This window comes from Roseomonas sp. OT10, assembly GCF_020991085.1.
GTDB classification, from domain to species: Bacteria; Pseudomonadota; Alphaproteobacteria; order Acetobacterales; family Acetobacteraceae; genus Roseomonas; species Roseomonas cutis.
Window position 1 is genome coordinate 5,179,912 of sequence record NZ_CP087719.1, and the last position, 15,798, is coordinate 5,195,709.

A 15,798-nucleotide genomic window follows, 5' to 3' on the forward strand; every position below is an offset into this window, starting at 1 on the left:
CGGAACTGGCGCCGCTCAGCGCCCGATCAGGACGTAGTGGATCGTGAAGTCCACCGTCGTGCTCTCGCGGATGCCATAGGGCAGGGCGGGCACGATGCGGTCGCGGAACACCGACTGGGTGGCGGCATCCAGCATCCAGGAGCCCGAGCGGGTGCGCAGCTGCACCGATTCCACCCGCCCGTCCGGCGCGACCACGACGCGGACGGTGGTGGACCCGTCCTCCCCGTTCATGGCGGCGGCGCGGGGGTACTGGCTGTGCCGCCGCACCCAGTCGACCAGGGCCCGGCCCCAGTCGGCGCCGGGATTGGCGCCGGCCACCACGCGCATGTTGCTGTTCACGTCGCTGCCGCCGCTCGGGCCCGGGGCGGGGTCCGGCACCCGGCCGACCGAGAGATCCATCCCCTGCCGCGGCCGCGAGGGCCGCGCTGGCGCGCCGCCCGGCGGGGGCGCCGGGGCCAGGGCGATGGCCGGGCCGCGGCTGAGGTCCAGTGTGTTGGCGAAGGGGTTGGGGCGCGGCGCCGGGCGGGGCGGGGCCGGGCGGGGCGGGGCCGGAGCCGGCCGCGGCGAGGCCTCGGGCGGCGGCGGGGGCGGCAAGGGCAGCGCCTCCGCCACGGCCGGCGGCGCCTCGGTGGGTGGCGCCTCCGTGGGTGGCGCGGGTGGCGCGGCCGGAGGTGGCGGCAGCAGGGCGACGCTGCCTGGCGTCTCGTCCGGCACGGGCCGCAGGTCGGGCGGCGCCGCGGCGGTCCGGGGCGGGGCCGGTGGCGGCGGGATGGGGGAGGGCGGCACGGGCGGCTGTGGAACGGGCAGCGGCGCCGCCGGGCGGGGCGGCGGCGTCAGTGCCGCGGTCGGCGGGGCAGGGAGGGGCGGCGGCGGGGCGGAGGGGGCGGGAACGGGCGGTGCGGGCGCGGCGACCGGGGGCAGGGGCGCGGGCGGCGGGGCAGGGGGCGCGGCCTCCGCCGCCGGGGAGGGCAGGGCCGGGACCGAGGGCGGGGCGGAGGGGGCGGCGTTGGCGGCCTCGCCGCCTTCCAGCACCACCTCGATGCCCTGGCTGGGCATGGCCTCGCGCATCGGCTCGCGCGGCGGGCTCAGCAGCAGGAAGGCCAGCAGCCCCAGATGCAGCAGCAGCGAGGCGACGAGCGCCCAGTGGAACCAGCGCCGGCGGCGGGAGGAGGCCCGGCCGGGCGGCGGCGAGCCGGGCGGCCCCGGAACGAGGCGCGGCCGCAACGGGGGAATCCCGGGGGGAATCGCGCCGCCCGGCGCATCGGGGGCGCCGTGGCGAAGGAAGGCGCCAGGCCGGGCCGCATCGGGACCACGGGTGGGGGCGAGAAGGGCGGGCTGCACCACCCGCTGGGATTGGGCCCGCCCGCGCCGGGGCGCAAGGCCGGACTCCGCCGGACAGACCGGCCTCCGTCACAGGGCCCCGTTACAGGCCCCCATCGCATGCCCCGTCACACGCCCCCCGGGGCGACGGGCCCGGCCAGGGAGCAGAACCGGGGCGCAAGCCGGCCGCGCGGCGGTGCCCGATTGCAGCGGCGGGGCCGAGGGGCCACATCGCGCGCCATGTCGCATACGAATCCGAACGACCCGCTGGGCTGGCACGGCACCACCATCCTGTGCGTCCGCAAGGACGGGCAGGTGGCCATGGCCGGCGACGGCCAGGTCTCGATGGGCCAGACCGTGGTCAAGAACAACGCCCGCAAGGTCCGCCGCATCGCGCAGGGCCGCGTGCTGACGGGCTTCGCCGGGGCCACCGCCGATGCCTTCACCCTGCTCGAACGGCTGGAGGCGAAGCTGGAGCGCTTCCCCGACCAATTGGAGCGCGCGGCGGTGGAGCTGGCCAAGGACTGGCGCACCGACCGCTACCTGCGCCGGCTGGAGGCGCTGCTGGCGGTGGCCGATTCCAGCCGCTCCCTGCTCATCACCGGCCAGGGCGACGTGCTGGAGCCGGAGGACCAGATCATCGGCATCGGCTCGGGCGGCAACTACGCCCTTGCCGCCGCGCGGGCGCTCGCCACGGTGGAGGGGCTCTCGGCCGAGGAGATCGCCCGCCGCTCCATGGCGATCGCGTCCGACATCTGCGTCTACACCAACGGCCGCATCGTGCTGGAGACGTTGTGATGGACGGTGCGCAGGACGAGGCCGACCGGCGCATGGCGGAGGGGCTGGCGCGGCGCTACGGGATCAGCGCCGAGGCGGTGCTGGCGCTGCTGCGCGCGCTGCGCGCCGGCGGCGGGACCCAGGCGCAGTTCAGCCACCCGGAGCTGGGCGGCATGGGCCAGTGGTCCAACGGGATGCTGATGATCGGCGAGATGTTCAACGACGCGCTGAAGTCGCGCGTCGGCGGGCTGGCCGGCGACCTCGCCGCGCTGCTGCGCGACGGCGCGCTGAAGCTGTCGGAAGCCGCCTCTGGCGGTGGCTTCGGCGGCGGCGGGGCCTCGGGCGGCTGGTGGCCGGCGGAGCTGGGCCGCCCCTCCTCCACCGGGTCGCAGAACGGCGCGGCCTATGCCCTCTTCCCGGAGCGGCAGCGGCTGGCGGTGCGGCGCGACGGGGTGGTGACGCTGCACGACATGGGTGGGCGCCTCCTCTACGGCGTCTCGCAGCAGCAGGGCGGCGGCAGCGGCACGCTGTCCTTCAGCGGGCCGGACGGCACCGTGCGGCTGGAGGAGCTGCCCGTGGTCGGCATGCCGGAACCCGGCGACACGTCCCAACAGGGTTCGGGGCCGGCGGCCGAGCCCGGGCGCGCCGCCGCGGCCCCGCCCCCGGACCCTGTCGGGGCGCCGGGCGGCAGCGATGCCGCCGCGCCCCTCCGGGGCGACATGGCCGCGCCCCTCCGGGGCGACGCGGCCGGCACGCTGGACACGCTGGAGCGGCTCGCCGCCCTGCGCGACCGCGGCGTGCTGACCGAGGACGAGTTCGCCGCCAAGAAGGCCGAGCTGCTGCGCCGGCTCTGAGCCGCGCGCCAACGACACGCTTTTGGAGGGCGGGGCCCGGCCCTGCCCGGATGGATCGAGAATGGACCCCGTCAACCTTTCCCCGCGCGAGATCGTCTCCGAGCTGGACCGCTACATCGTCGGCCAGCACGACGCCAAGCGCGCCGTCGCCATCGCGCTGCGCAACCGCTGGCGCCGCCAGCAGCTCCCGGAAGGGATGCGCGAGGAGGTGGTGCCGAAGAACATCCTGATGATCGGCCCCACCGGCGTGGGCAAGACGGAGATCGCGCGCCGCCTGGCGAAGCTGGCGCAGGCGCCCTTCCTGAAGGTCGAGGCGACGAAGTTCACCGAGGTCGGCTATGTCGGCCGCGACGTGGAGCAGATCGTGCGCGACCTGGTGGAGGCCGCGATCGTGCAGACCCGCGACACCGCCCGCGCCGAGGTGCAGGCCAAGGCGGAGCTGAACGCGGAGGAGCGCATCGTCACCGCCCTCGTCGGCGAGAACGCGGCGGGCGAGACGCGCATGAAGTTCCGCCGCATGCTCCGCGAGGGCAGCCTGGAGGACAAGGAGGTCGAGGTGCAGGTCTCGGACTCCGCCGGCACGCCGATCGGCATGATGGACATCCCCGGCATGCCGCCGGGCGCGCAGATGGCCAACATGCAGGAGATGCTGGGCAAGATGTTCGGCGGCCGGCAGCGGCCGCGCAAGCTGCACGTCGCCGAGGCCCGCACCCTTCTCATCCGCGAGGAGGCGGACAAGCTGCTCGACCAGGAGAAGCTGACCCGCGACGCCGTCGCCAAGGCGGAGAACCACGGCATCGTCTTCCTCGACGAGATCGACAAGGTCGCGGCCCGCACCAGCGAAGGCGGCTTCCGCGGCGGCGACGTCTCCCGCGAGGGCGTGCAGCGCGACCTGCTGCCGCTGATCGAGGGCACGACGGTCAACACCAAGCACGGCCCGGTGAAGACGGACCACATCCTGTTCATCGCGAGCGGCGCCTTCCACATCGCCAAGCCCTCCGACCTGCTGCCCGAGCTGCAGGGCCGCCTGCCGATCCGGGTGGAGCTGTCGGCGCTGACGCGGGAGGATTTCCGCCGCATCCTGACCGAGCCGGAGCACAGCCTCGCCAAGCAGTACGTCGCGCTGCTGGGCACCGAGGGCGTGACGCTGGAGATCACCGACGACGCGATGGACGCCATCGCCGACCTCGCCGCCGACATCAACGCGCGGGTGGAGAACATCGGCGCCCGCCGGCTGGCGACGGTGCTGGAGCGGCTGCTGGAGGAGCTGTCCTTCTCCGCCTCCGACCGCGCGGGGGAGTCGGTGCGGGTGGATGCTGCCTATGTGCGGGAGAAGGTGGGGCCGCTGGCCGCGAGCACGGATCTCAGCCGCTTCATCCTGTAATACCGATGGCGGGATGTCGCGCCCGGTGATCCGGCGCGGGACCGGGAGGGGACGCCGTCCCCTCCACGGACCCTCCCCTGCCGGAGCCACAAGCGGGCCCCGGACCCCGCTGGGAGTCTGGTGCTTCCGGTAGACGTCAGCCTGCGAGCTGAACCCTGACGGAGCGCGACAAGCGGGACTCCATAAGAACTTCGTAGGCGTCAGTAAGTGCGGTGGCCGTACCCGCCGAGGAGCATGGCTCCTCGGCGCCTTGACCCCGTATCAGGCTGTCCCGCGGCAGCGCTGATCGGGTCCAGGGCCCGCAGGGTCCTGGCGGAGTGGGGGTACGGGGGCGAGGCAGAGCCTTGCCCCCGGGGAACGGGTCCCACGCCGGCACGGATCAAGGGGCATCCCGCCGCGCGGATCAGCCGGCCGGCTGTGGCGGCGTCACGCGCACCAGGTTGTCGCCGCGCAGGCGGTAGCCCAGCCGGTGGGCCAGGGAGAGCAGGGCATAGGTCGCCTTGAAGGCCAGGACCGGGAGCTGCCGGTTGGTGTCGGCGTGCACGTCCCCGGCCAGCAGGCTGACCAGCCCGTCGCGCATGCGGAAGCGGTTGGAGGGCTGCATGAACATGTCGCGCAGCACCGGCCGGTTGATGCGGTAGATCAGCCAGGAGAGCGAGCCGATCGCGCGCTCCACCTTGCGCTCGAAGCGGCGCAGCAGGGGGGCGGCGCGGCGGGGGTCGTCCAGCCAGGTGTCCACCGCCTCTGCCCCCAGCTCGGCGCTGGCCATGGCCAGCATCACGCCGGAGGAGAAGACGGGGTCGATGAAGGCGAAGGCGTCGCCCACCATCAGCCAGCCCTCCCCGGCCATGCGGGCGGAGCGGTAGGAGTAGTTGCCCGTCATCGTCGCCGGGCCGAGGATCTCCGCCCTTTCCATCCGCGCCGCCGCCGAGGGGCTGCGCGCCAGGGTCTCCCGCAGGAAGGCCTCGATGCTGCCTTGGCGGGTCTTGAAGTAGCCGGGGTTGCTGACGACGCCGACGCTCATCACCCCGCCGGGCAGCGGGATCATCCAGCACCAGCCCTGCTCCAGCAGGTGGATGGTGATGTTGCCCTCGTGGCAGCCCTCGCAGAAGGCAACGTTGCGGAAATGGCCGTACATGGCGGCCGTGTTGTTGTGCGGGTTGCGCGCCTTGCTGCGCATCTGCCCCGCCAGCACCGTGTCGCGGCCGGAGGCGTCGACGACGAAGCGCGCCAGCCAGGCGCGGCGGTTGCCGCTCTCATCCTGGGCGATCACGCGGGAGCCATGGACGGGGTCGATTGCGACCTCCATCACCCGCCAGCCCTCCAGCGCCTCCGCCCCCCGCTCGCGGGCGGTGCGGAACAGCAGCGTGTCCAGGTCGGCGCGGCGGATCTGGTAGCTGTGCTTGTAGGTGGCGTTCAGCGCATTGGCGAAGGTGAAGGTCACCTTCTTGCCGTGCTCGTCCGAGATGAAGGAGGCGCCGGGCTTGAACACGCCCAGCCGGTCCACCTCCGCCGTGATGCCCAGCCGGTCGAACAGGCGCAGGTTCTGCGGCAGCAGGGATTCGCCGATGTGGAAGCGGGGGTGCCGGTCCTTCTCCAGCAGCACCACGCGGCGCCCCTTCTCGGCCAGCAGCGCGGCGGTGGTGGAGCCGCCGGGGCCGCCGCCGATCACCAGCACGTCGCAGCGCTCGGCCAGAAGCTGGTCGGGGGCCTCGGCGGCCGGGGCGTCGAGCGGCATCGCGGCGCGTTCTCCGGAAAGGGGATGGGGCCTCACCCATAGAACAGAACGCAACGGGGCGGAAACATCCGGACGGGTGGAGACGCCAGCTTGCGGCGGCGGGCTGCCCCGCCGCCATACCGCCCCGCCGGCCGGCGGGGCCGGTGGTCAGAGCGCCTGCTTCTTGTCCTGGTAGACCGCCAGCGTGCCGATGGAGTTCCCCCCGTCGACGGCCAGCGCGGTGCCCGTGACGAAGGCGGCCGCCTCGCCCGCCAGGAACAGCGCCGCCCGGCCGACATCCCCGGCGGTGACGCCGCGCCCGAGCGGGATGTTCCCCGCCGTCGCCGCCACATGCGCAGGCGTGAGGGGGGAGGTGGCGCTGCCCGCGGCGAAGCCCGGCTCCAGCGCGTTCACCCGGATGCCGTATTCCGCCAGCTCCAGCGCGAAGCCCTTGGTCAGCCGGTCCAGCGCCGTCTTGGACAGGCAGTAGGGCGCCACGCTGCGCCGCATCTTGCGCGCCGCGCCCGAGGAGATGTTGATCACGCTGCCTTTCACCCCGCGCTCCACCATCTGCCGGGCGAGGGCGCGGGTGAGGAGGAAGGGCGCGCGCAGGTTGATGCCCAGGATGCGGTCCCACTCCGCCGCGTCCACGTCGAGCAGGAAGCCGGAGGGGTAGACCCCGGCATTGTTCACCAGCACGTCCGCCGCGCCCCAGCGCCGCCCGACCTCGGCGGCCAGAGCCTCGATGGCGGCGGCGTCGAGCAGGTCGGCCGCATGGGTGAAGCCCTCGGGCCCGAGGTCGCGCCCCTCCAGCGCCGCCGTCGCGGTGTCGGTCAGGCAGAGGCTGCACCCGGCGGAGCGGAAGGCGTCGGACAGCCAGGTGCCGATGATGCCGCCCGCCCCGGTGACGACGACCCGCTTGCCTGCGAGCCCATGGGACAGATCCATGCCGTGCCTTCCTTCCCGCCGTTCCATGCGGCCGGCAGGATGCCGCCGCCGCCGCCAGGGACCAAATGCCCGCCGGCGTCCCGGTCGGATGCGGCGGGCGGCCGGGCCTTTAGCCCTTGCTCCCCCCCGGGTGGCGGTGGCCGGGCCGGCGGCGCGGGCTATGCTGCCCGGCCCGTGGCGCCGTGGCCCGCAGGCTCCATCCCGGGAGGAACCGATGACGGAATGCTCTCTGATCCTGGCGCGCGCCGCCCCGGATGCCACCGCCCGGATCGGCGCCGTGCGCGAGGCGCATCTCGCCCTGCTCCGCCCGACGGCCGAGGCGGGAGAGCTGCTGGTCGGCGTGCCGCTGCTGGATGCGGCGGGGGCCTTTCGCGGCTCCCTGATGCTGGTCGCCGCCACGGCGCTGGAGCGCTACCTCGACGCCGAGTCGTTCCGGCGCGAGGGAATCTGGGAGAGCCACTCGGTCCACCCCTTCCGCGTCGCGCCACTGCCCTATCGCCCCCTGCCCTCGGGCCCCGCGCCATCCCAGCCCAGCCACGTGGTCACGCTGGCCTGGGACGGACGGGACGACGCCGCGCTGTCCCGCCGCCTGGCGGCGCGCGAGGCGCATCTCGCCCGCGTCCGCCCCGCCGCGGAGGCGGGGGTCCTGGCGGTGGGCGGGGCGATCCTCGACGCGCCGGGCGGGCGCATGGTGGGGTCCATGGCCATCACCGCCCATCCCGACATCGCCGAGGCCCGTGCCTGGTGGGCGCAGGACCCCTACGGCACGGGCGAGGTCTGGAAGGAGACGGAGTGGCACGCCACCCGCTTCGCGCCGCTGCCCTACCGCCCCTTGCCGGGCGCAGCGTGAGACACCGGGGCCATGCCGGCGTGGGGTGCGCTCGTGGCCCGGGGGCAAGGCTCCGCCTCGCCCCCGTACCCCCACTCCGCCAGGACCCTGTGGGCCCTGGACCCGATCAGCGCTGCCGCGGGACAACCTGATACGGGGCCACAGCGCCGAGGAGCATGGCTCCTCGGCGGGTACGGTGTCCGCGCTCGCGGACGCCCCAAATTGCTTCTTCGGAGTCCCATCTGTCCGCGTTCCGTCAGGGTTGAGCCCGCAGGCTGACGCCCACCGCGTAGAGCCAGACTCTCAGCGGGGTCCGGGGCCCGCTTGTGGCCCCGGCAGGGGAGGGTCTGGGAGGGGACGGCGTCCCCTCCCGGTCCGCCGCCGGCCTGCCGGGCGCAACCGGTCAGGGCGAGGGCGCGCGGCAGGCGAAGCTGGCTGCCTCGTCCGGGCTGCCCCGGCCGTCATGGACGGCGAGCTGGGGATAGGGGCAGAGCGGCCGGGTCCGCGCGATGCGGCTGCCGGCGAGCTGGGCGGCGGGGATGCTGTCCGGCGCCGTCCCGGCCTCCACCCATTCGACCAGTGCTGTCATGGCGTCGAAGCTGTCGGGGCCGAAGCCGCCGCGGCAATGGAACATGCCGGGTACCATGAACAGGCGGAAGAAGTCGGGCGTGCCGGCACCGTTCGCGGCCAGCGCCTTCTGGTAGTACTCCACGCTCATCAGCGGCGTCAGCGCCGTGTCCGCCCAGCCGTGGTACATGATCAGCCGGCCGCCGCGCCGCCGGAAGGCGGAGAGGTCCGGGTCGGTTGCGTTGATCAGCGACCGGGCCGCGGCCATGCGGCCGGGGTCGCGGGCGAAGTCGAAGCCGGCCGGGTCGAAGCCGGGGTTCGCCTTCCCGAAGGCCATGTTCTGCATGAAGGTCATGGCGTACTCGAACTGGCGCGAGGGCTGCCCCGGCAGGGGGATGATCCAGCGCGTCCAGCCGCTGGCGGAATCGCTGCCGCCGGGCAGCGCCGGGCCGGCGGCTTCGGAGCCGGGCGGGAAGCCATGGAAGTACGGGCTGCCATCCGGCAGGCGGATGCCGCCCTGGATGGCCGCCACGGCGCGCGCCTGCGGCTCCGTCAGGCAGTCGTCGCCGTCCTGGCCCGGGGCGCAGCGCTTCACGTCGCGCGCCGGGTCGAAGTCGCAGCGGCGCGGATCGGCGAGCAGCCCGTCCTGCAGCCCGTCGGCGGCGTCGCAGCGCGCCAGCACCCCCTGCGAGACCGCGCCCATCTTGGCGATGGTCAGCCCGCTGCCGCGCAGGGCGCGGTCGTTCCAGATGTAGTTGACCATGGTGTCGACGAAGTTCGACACCGGCGCGCCGGCCAGGATGCCGTCGAAATCGTCGGGGAAGCGCTGCGCCGAGATCAGCCCCTGACGCCCGCCGGTGGAGCAGGCATCCCAGTAGGAGAAGGCGGGCGGGCGGCCGTAATAGGCCGCCGTGGCGCGCTTCGCCTCCTCGACCGTGCGGTGGACGGCGCGGAAGGCGTAGTCGACCAGCTTCGCGGTGCTGGCGGCGAAGGTGCCCAGCGGCTCGCGCTCTGCGTCGTGGCCGGTGTTGTTGCTGGCGACGACGAAGCCGCGGCGCAGCGCCGCCTCGCGCGTGTCGCGCCGCGTGGGGGAGTCCAGGTCCTCGCCGGCATAGCCGCCATTGCCGAACATGTAGAAGCGGCGGTTCCAGCGCTCCGGCAGGTTCACCTCGAACTGCACCTCCGGCGCGATCACGCCGCGCAGGCGGCAATAGGCGGGGATGTCGCCCGCCGCCGGGATGGCGGTGGCGGAGACGATCGTCACCTCGCCGCCCGACAGCCCGGTCCGCAGCGCGTCGCAGCCCTGTCGAGGCTGCTGCGGCGTCAGCGTGTAGGGAACGCTGGACCGCTGCGCGCGGGAAAAGGTGCCGGTTCCCGTGCTCTCCGACACGCCGGGGGGCTGTGCTGCCGGCTGGGCGAGGGCGGCTCCGCCCAAGCCCAGAGAGCAAACGACGACCGCCGCGCCCAGCCCGCTTGCCGCGCGTCCCATGCCCGTATCCTCCCTGACGTCTTGTCGCGGAGAGGATCGCGCAACGCCATCGGAGATCAAGCCCGGTCGCGGCGCTTCCCCGTCGCCAAGCGCGGCGCATGGGGCCCGGACGCCGCGTGGCGAGGAGGGTCGGGGGAAAGGCGGACCCTTCCCCCCGTGCCAAGGGCGCGTCGCGCGGGCCGGAGGGAGGCCGGCCCCCGGGGGCCGGCGATCCGCGCGTCAGCCGACGCCGAGCAGCTCCACGTCGAACAGCAGCGTGGCGTTCGGGGGGATGACGCCCCCGGCGCCGCGGGCGCCGTAGCCGTGCTCGGGCGGAAGCTGGAGCATGCGGCGGCCGCCGACCTTCATGTCTGCCACGCCGAGGTCCCAGCCGGAGATCACCTGGCCGACGCCGATGGTGAACTGGAAGGGCGAGCCGCGGTCGCGGGAGCTGTCGAACTTGCGGCCGGGCTTGCCGCCCTCGTCCAGCCAGCCGGTGTAGTGGACGGTGACGGTCTGGCCGTGGCTGGGGGAGGGGCCGTCGCCCACCACCTCGTCGCGGTAGCGGACGCCGGAGGGGGCGGCGGTGAAGCCCTCGGGGTTGTCGGTCATGGTATGGGCGCTTCCCGTCTGTGAAGGGAAGCCTTTAGCCCCGTGGCCGCCCGGCGCCAAACCGGCCGGCCTGTGCCCGGCGGGGCGGCTTCCCCTCCGCCCGGCGGCTGCCCCGGCCGCCGGGCCCGCCGAGCCGCTCCGACTCGGTAACCCAGCCCCCCGTTCCCGCCGGTGGACTCCGCCCTGCCGCCCCGCTACCCCGGCCCCGCCGTGACCCCTGCCCCGGTTCCTTCCCTCGCCCCGCTGCGGACGGCGGATTTCGACTTCGCCCTGCCCGAGAGCCTGATCGCCCAGTCCCCGGCCCGGCCGCGGGATGCCGCGCGGCTGCTCGACCTGACCGCCGGCGCGCCGGCCGATCGCGGCGTGCTGGACCTGCCAGGGCTGCTGGAGCCGGGCGACCTGCTGGTGGTGAACGACACCCGCGTCATCCCCGCACGCCTCCGGGCGAAGCGCGGCGAGGCGGCCATCGAGCTGCTGCTGAACCGCGCCGAGGGCGGCGGCGTCTGGCACGCGCTGGCGCGCAACGCGAAGCGCCTGCGGACAGGGGACGTGCTCACCGTCCAGGGCGCGCCGGAGCTGGCCCCGCGCGTGGTGGAACGGCTGGAGGACGGCGCCGTCCTGGTCGATTTCGGCCCGGACGAGGCGGCGCTGCTCGCGGCGCTGGAGGTGGCGGGCGAGGTGCCGCTGCCGCCCTACATCGCCCGCCCCGGCGGGCCGGGGGCCGCCGACCGCGAGGACTACCAGACGGTCTTCGCGCGCAACCCCGGCGCGGTGGCGGCGCCGACCGCCAGCCTGCACTTCACCCCCCGCCTGCTGGCGGCGCTGGAGGCGCGGGGCATCGAACGCGCCACCGTCACCCTGCATGTCGGCGCCGGCACCTTCCTGCCGGTGCGCGGCGAGGATGCGCGGGCGCACAGGCTGCACGCCGAATGGGGCGAGATCACCGAGGCGACGGCGGCGCGGCTGAACGCGGCGAAGCGCCTGGTCGCCGTGGGCACCACCGCGCTGCGCCTGCTGGAGAGCGCGGCGCGGGAGGACGGCAGCATCGCCCCCTTCCGCGGGCTGACCGATCTGTTCCTGCTTCCGGGGCATCGCTTCCGCAGCGCGCCCCTGCTGCTGACCAACTTCCATCTGCCGCGCAGCACGCTGTTCATGCTCGCCTGTGCCTATGCGGGCACGGAGCGCGTGCGCGCCGCCTATGCCCACGCCGTGGCGTCCGGCTATCGCTTCTACTCCTACGGCGATGCCTGCCTGCTGCGTCGGGAGGAATCCGCGCCGTGACCCTGTCCTTCACCCTCTCCGCCACCGATGGCGGCGCCCGCGCCGGCACGCTGCGCACCGCGCATGGCGAGGTGCCGACCCCCGTCTTCATGCCCGTGGGCACCGCCGGCACGGTCAAGGCGATGACCGCCGACGCCGTGCGTGCGACGGGGGCGAGGATGATCCTCGGCAACACCTACCACCTGATGCTGCGCCCCGGGGCGGAGCGGGTGGCGCGGCTCGGCGGGCTGCACCGCATGGCGGACTGGCCCGGCCCGATCCTGACCGATTCCGGCGGCTTCCAGGTGATGTCGCTGAGCAAGCTGCGTGACATGGACGAGGACGGCGTGACCTTCCGCAGCCACCTCGACGGCTCGAAGCACCGCCTCACGCCCGAGCGTTCGGTCGAGATCCAGCGTCTGCTGGACGCGGACGTGACCATGTGCCTGGACGAGTGCACGCCCTTCCCCGCGACGGAGGCGGAGGCGGCGAAGTCCATGCGCCTGTCCATGCGCTGGGCCGCGCGCTGCCGGGACGCCTTCACCCCCCGCCCCGGCTACGGGCTGTTCGGCATCGTCCAGGGCGGCATCCACCCGGCGCTGCGCGCCGAGAGCGCCGCGGCCCTGACCGCCATCGGCTTCGAGGGCTACGCCATCGGCGGCCTCGCGGTGGGCGAGGGGCAGGAGGCGATGTTCGCCACCCTCGACGTCACCAACCCGCTGCTGCCCGCCGACAGGCCGCGCTACCTGATGGGCGTCGGCACGCCGTCGGACCTGATCGGCGCGGTGGCGCGCGGGGTGGACATGTTCGACTGCGTCATCCCCACCCGCTCGGGGCGGACGGCGCGGGCCTATACCTCGCGCGGGGTGCTGAACCTGCGCAACGCCCGCCACGCGGATGACGGCGCGCCGCTCGACCCGGCCTGCGACTGCCCCGCCTGCACCCGGCACAGCCGCGCCTACTTGCACCACCTGTTCCGGTCCGAGGAGATGCTCGGCCCGATGCTGCTGACCTGGCACAACATCGAATACTACCAGCGCCTGATGGACCGGCTGCGCAGCGCCATCCTCGCCGGCCGCTTCGCGCGCGAGGCGGAGGCCATCGCTGCCGGCTGGGCCGCCGACGCGCCGGAGCCCGTCCCCCCGGAACCGGCCCGTCCGGAAGCGGCGCCTCCGGAAGCAGCTCCTCTGGGAAGCCCCGCATGACCGCCACCGACGTCTCCGGCCTGACGCAGCTCGGCCACCACGCCGCGCCGCCCGCCAGCCCGGAGGAAGCGGTGCTGGAGCGCGTGCCCAACCCGCATCCCGGCACGCGCTACCTGGTGCGCTTCACCGCGCCGGAGTTCACCTCGCTCTGCCCGATGACCGGCCAGCCGGACTTCGCGCACCTGATGATCGACTACGTGCCGCGCGACTGGCTGGTGGAGAGCAAGTCGCTCAAGCTCTACCTGACCAGCTTCCGCAACCACGGCGCCTTCCACGAGGCCTGCACGCTGGACATCGCCAAGCGCCTGGTGGACGTGCTCTCGCCGGAATGGCTGCGCATCGGCGGCTACTGGTACCCGCGCGGCGGCATCCCGATCGACGTCTTCTGGCAGTCCGGCGCCTCGCCCGAGGGCGTTTGGATCCCCGCCCAGGACGTGCCGCCCTATCGCGGGCGCGGCTGATCGTCCCGGGGCCGGCGGCCCCTGCCGGTCGTCCCGGCCCGCGCCTCCGGCCATCGCGGAGCCCGGCCGTGGCGCCGCCCCCGGGGGGCAGGTACGGCCCCGGTGGCCCGGGGCGCCTTTCCCCCGGGGCCGGTGAAACGGGTTTCCGTCAGCCGGCCAGCAGCGGCACCAGGGAGGCGACCAGCAGCCCGGCCATGACCCAGTTGAACGGCCGGCGGCGACGCGGATCGGCCAGCCAGCGGCGCAGCCCCACGCCGAAGCCGGCCCAGAGGGCGATGGCCGGCAGTCCGACCGCCACGAAGACCATCGCCATCCAGCCGGCGCCGGTGCCGTAGGTCGCCAGGGCCGAGACCACCATGACCCAGGCCTTAGGGTTCACCCACTGGAAGGCGGCCGCGGCGAGGAAGCCGAAGGGGCGGGCCGGGCTGGCATCGGGCGCGTCCGGGGCGGCGGCGCGGACGATCTTCCAGGCCAGCCACAGCATCCAGGCGGCGCCCAGCCAGCGCATGGCCGCCGCCAGCCCGGGCCGGGCCGCCAGCAGCGGCCAGAGGCCCAGCCCCAGGGCCAGGACCATCACCACCATCCCCGTGCTGATCCCCAGCATGTGCGGCACGGTGCGGCGGAAGCCGAAATTCACCCCGGAGGCCAGCAGCATCAGGTTGTTCGGCCCGGGCGTCACCGAGGCGACAAAGGCGAAGACGGCCAGCGGCAGCAGGCCCGCCAGCCATGACGGCTCGCTCATGGCCAGGGCCGCCGGCGGCTGGGATCGCGGGTCGGCGGGCCCAGGTCCCAGGGCGGGCGCGACGCCTCGCGCAGCGCCTCGGCACGGGTCACCCCGATGTCGGACAGCAGGCGCGGCGTCATCTCGGCCAGCTGGCGCCGGGTGGCGATGGCGCGCAGCGCCAGTTCCAGCGCGGCCAGGAAGCCCGTGGCGCCCCGGCCGCGGCGTTGCGTTATCGGGAAGGCGATTGTAGCGTTACTGATGTCTCTCATGGAAACCAATAACACCGCCGATCGCGTTACTCAACGCCTGCGCGGCCTGGCCCTGGCCGGGACGGCGGGCGCGCGGCTGCCCTCCGTGCGCGCGCTGATGCGGGAGTGGCGCGTCAGCCCCGTCACCGTGCAGCGCGCCCTCGACACCCTCGTCCGCGAGGGGGTGATCGAGGCGCGGCCCGGCCGCGGCACCTTCGTGGCCCGCCGGCCCGGATCGGTGGCCGCCCCGGCGGATTTCGGCTGGCAGAGCCTGGCGCTCGGCCCGGCCGGGGCCAGCCTGGACGGGCTGACCAACGCCACGCGCCTGCACACCGGCGCGGCCCGCCGCCTCCAGGTCGGCTACCTGCCCGAAGCGTTGCAGCCGACCGCCCTGCTCGCCGCCGCCTCGGCCCGCGCGCTGCGCCGGCCGGGCATCTGGAACCGCGTCGCGCCCGAGGGGCAGGAGGCGCTGCGCGGCTGGTTCGCCGCCGGCACCGGGGGCGCCTTCGCGACGCACGAGGTGACGATCTGCCCCGGCAGCCAGGCCGCCATCGCCGCCGCCTTCCGCGCCCTCGCCCGGCCCGGGGACGCGGTGCTGCTGGAGAGCCCGACGTATTTCGGCGCCATCGCCGCCGCCCGCGCTGCCGGGCTGCAGCCCGTGCCGGTGCCGACCGACCGCGAGGGGCTGCGCCCCGAGGCGCTGGAGGACGCCTTCCAGCGCAGCGGCGCCCGGCTGCTCTACGCCCAGCCCCGCCACGCCAATCCGACCGGCGCGAGCCTCTCCCCGCCCCGGCGCGCCGCGCTGCTGGAGCTGGTGCGCCGCCGTGGCGCCTTCCTGGTCGAGGATGACTGGGCGCACGACTTCACGCTGGAGGGCGAGGAGGAGCCGCTGCCCCTGGCCGCCGCCGACCGCGACGGCCACGTGGTCTATCTGCGGTCCCTGACGAAATGCGCGGCGCCGGGGCTGCGCGTCGCCGCGCTCTGCGCCCGCGGCCCGGCGCTGGAGCGGCTGCGCGCCGCCCGGCTGGTGGACGACTTCTTCGTCCCCGGCCTGTTGCAGGAGACGGCGCTGCAACTCGTCACCTCCGCCGCCTGGCCGCGCCACCTGCGGGCGCTGCGCGCCGCCCTGCGCCGCAACCGCGACCTGCTCGCCGCCGCCATGCGGGCCCGGCTGGGCGAGGAGTGCCTGCCCGTCCTGCCGGCGGGCGGCCTGCATCTCTGGGTCCGGCTACCCGGCGGCCGCAGCGACCTGGCGGTGGCGGAGGCGATGGCGGCGCAGGGCGTGCTCGTCACCGCCGGCCGCTACGCCTTCCCGGCCGAGCCCTCCGGCTCCTACCTGCGGCTCAGCTTCGCGACGGTGGAGGCGGACTGGGTGGCGGAGGCGGCGGAGGTCGCCGCCGCGGCGGTCGGGCAGGCCTGATCGC

The 15,798-nt window shown here is 74.9% G+C and carries 15 protein-coding genes; 8 read left to right on the forward strand and 7 right to left on the reverse strand.

Translation table 11 applies throughout. The annotated features are described in order from the left end of the window. Window positions 1–15 precede the first annotated feature (15 nt). On the reverse strand, window positions 16–1,224 hold the full coding sequence (locus LPC08_RS23625; RefSeq protein WP_230450660.1) for an energy transducer TonB: 1,209 nt from the start codon (window positions 1,222–1,224) through the stop codon (window positions 16–18). A 336-nt stretch (window positions 1,225–1,560) separates the two neighbouring features. Between LPC08_RS23625 and hslV the strand changes: the two genes are divergently transcribed. The 3 genes from hslV (at window position 1,561) to hslU (ending at window position 4,335) form a co-directional block, all read left to right on the forward strand. After that, window positions 1,561–2,118 carry an ATP-dependent protease subunit HslV gene (gene hslV / locus LPC08_RS23630; protein WP_230450661.1) on the forward strand — a complete coding sequence of 186 codons (558 nt, stop codon included), beginning with the start codon at window positions 1,561–1,563 and terminating at the stop codon, window positions 2,116–2,118. Continuing rightward, on the forward strand, window positions 2,118–2,951 hold the full coding sequence (locus LPC08_RS23635; protein ID WP_230450662.1) for an SHOCT domain-containing protein: 834 nt from the start codon (window positions 2,118–2,120) through the stop codon (window positions 2,949–2,951). Before hslV ends, LPC08_RS23635 begins: the two co-directional genes overlap by 1 nt. Window positions 2,952–3,012: 61 nt before the next feature. Further along, on the forward strand, window positions 3,013–4,335 hold the full coding sequence (hslU, locus tag LPC08_RS23640; RefSeq protein ID WP_230450663.1) for an ATP-dependent protease ATPase subunit HslU: 1,323 nt from the start codon (window positions 3,013–3,015) through the stop codon (window positions 4,333–4,335). 403 nt (window positions 4,336–4,738) lie between these two features. Here hslU and LPC08_RS23645 read toward each other — a convergent pair whose 3' ends face one another. Together LPC08_RS23645 and LPC08_RS23650 are read right to left on the reverse strand one after the other, a co-directional pair. Continuing rightward, window positions 4,739–6,073, reverse strand: a complete 1,335-nt coding sequence (locus LPC08_RS23645) for an NAD(P)/FAD-dependent oxidoreductase (RefSeq protein WP_230450664.1) — start codon at window positions 6,071–6,073, stop codon at window positions 4,739–4,741. A 147-nt stretch (window positions 6,074–6,220) separates the two neighbouring features. Beyond that, window positions 6,221–7,000 carry an SDR family NAD(P)-dependent oxidoreductase gene (locus tag LPC08_RS23650; RefSeq protein WP_230450665.1) on the reverse strand — a complete coding sequence of 260 codons (780 nt, stop codon included), beginning with the start codon at window positions 6,998–7,000 and terminating at the stop codon, window positions 6,221–6,223. 214 nt (window positions 7,001–7,214) lie between these two features. Between LPC08_RS23650 and LPC08_RS23655 the strand changes: the two genes are divergently transcribed. Beyond that, complete coding sequence (locus tag LPC08_RS23655) at window positions 7,215–7,850, forward strand: YciI family protein (protein WP_230450666.1); 636 nt, start codon at window positions 7,215–7,217, stop codon at window positions 7,848–7,850. 382 nt (window positions 7,851–8,232) lie between these two features. Here LPC08_RS23655 and LPC08_RS23660 read toward each other — a convergent pair whose 3' ends face one another. Together LPC08_RS23660 and LPC08_RS23665 are read right to left on the reverse strand one after the other, a co-directional pair. Further along, complete coding sequence (locus tag LPC08_RS23660; RefSeq protein WP_230450667.1) at window positions 8,233–9,885, reverse strand: tannase/feruloyl esterase family alpha/beta hydrolase; 1,653 nt, start codon at window positions 9,883–9,885, stop codon at window positions 8,233–8,235. A 219-nt stretch (window positions 9,886–10,104) separates the two neighbouring features. After that, window positions 10,105–10,476: an FKBP-type peptidyl-prolyl cis-trans isomerase gene (locus LPC08_RS23665; RefSeq protein WP_230450668.1), complete on the reverse strand. Its 372-nt coding sequence runs from the start codon at window positions 10,474–10,476 to the stop codon at window positions 10,105–10,107. 243 nt (window positions 10,477–10,719) lie between these two features. Here LPC08_RS23665 and queA point away from each other — a divergent pair, with 243 nt between their 5' ends. From queA to queF, 3 genes are read left to right on the forward strand one after another with little or no spacing between them, the layout of a single operon-like run. Continuing rightward, window positions 10,720–11,757 (forward strand): tRNA preQ1(34) S-adenosylmethionine ribosyltransferase-isomerase QueA, encoded by a 1,038-nt coding sequence (gene queA, locus LPC08_RS23670; protein ID WP_230453145.1) that lies wholly within the window; start codon window positions 10,720–10,722, stop codon window positions 11,755–11,757. Continuing rightward, window positions 11,754–12,941 carry a tRNA guanosine(34) transglycosylase Tgt gene (tgt, locus tag LPC08_RS23675; RefSeq protein WP_230450669.1) on the forward strand — a complete coding sequence of 396 codons (1,188 nt, stop codon included), beginning with the start codon at window positions 11,754–11,756 and terminating at the stop codon, window positions 12,939–12,941. Before queA ends, tgt begins: the two co-directional genes overlap by 4 nt. Further along, window positions 12,938–13,402 carry a preQ(1) synthase gene (gene queF, locus LPC08_RS23680; RefSeq protein ID WP_230450670.1) on the forward strand — a complete coding sequence of 155 codons (465 nt, stop codon included), beginning with the start codon at window positions 12,938–12,940 and terminating at the stop codon, window positions 13,400–13,402. Before tgt ends, queF begins: the two co-directional genes overlap by 4 nt. Before the next feature lie 148 nt (window positions 13,403–13,550). Here queF and LPC08_RS23685 read toward each other — a convergent pair whose 3' ends face one another. Together LPC08_RS23685 and LPC08_RS23690 are read right to left on the reverse strand one after the other, a co-directional pair. Next, entirely contained in the window at window positions 13,551–14,144 is a 594-nt protein-coding gene (locus tag LPC08_RS23685) for a LysE family translocator (RefSeq protein WP_230450671.1), read from the reverse strand. Then, the gene (locus tag LPC08_RS23690) at window positions 14,141–14,395 is read right to left on the reverse strand and encodes a DUF1127 domain-containing protein (protein WP_230450672.1); all 255 of its coding nucleotides are present in this window, start codon (window positions 14,393–14,395) and stop codon (window positions 14,141–14,143) included. The genes LPC08_RS23685 and LPC08_RS23690 overlap by 4 nt, the downstream gene beginning before the upstream one ends. Between LPC08_RS23690 and LPC08_RS23695 the strand changes: the two genes are divergently transcribed. Next, on the forward strand, window positions 14,394–15,794 hold the full coding sequence (locus LPC08_RS23695) for an aminotransferase-like domain-containing protein (protein WP_230450673.1): 1,401 nt from the start codon (window positions 14,394–14,396) through the stop codon (window positions 15,792–15,794). The genes LPC08_RS23690 and LPC08_RS23695 overlap by 2 nt on opposite strands. Window positions 15,795–15,798: the final 4 nt, after the last annotated feature.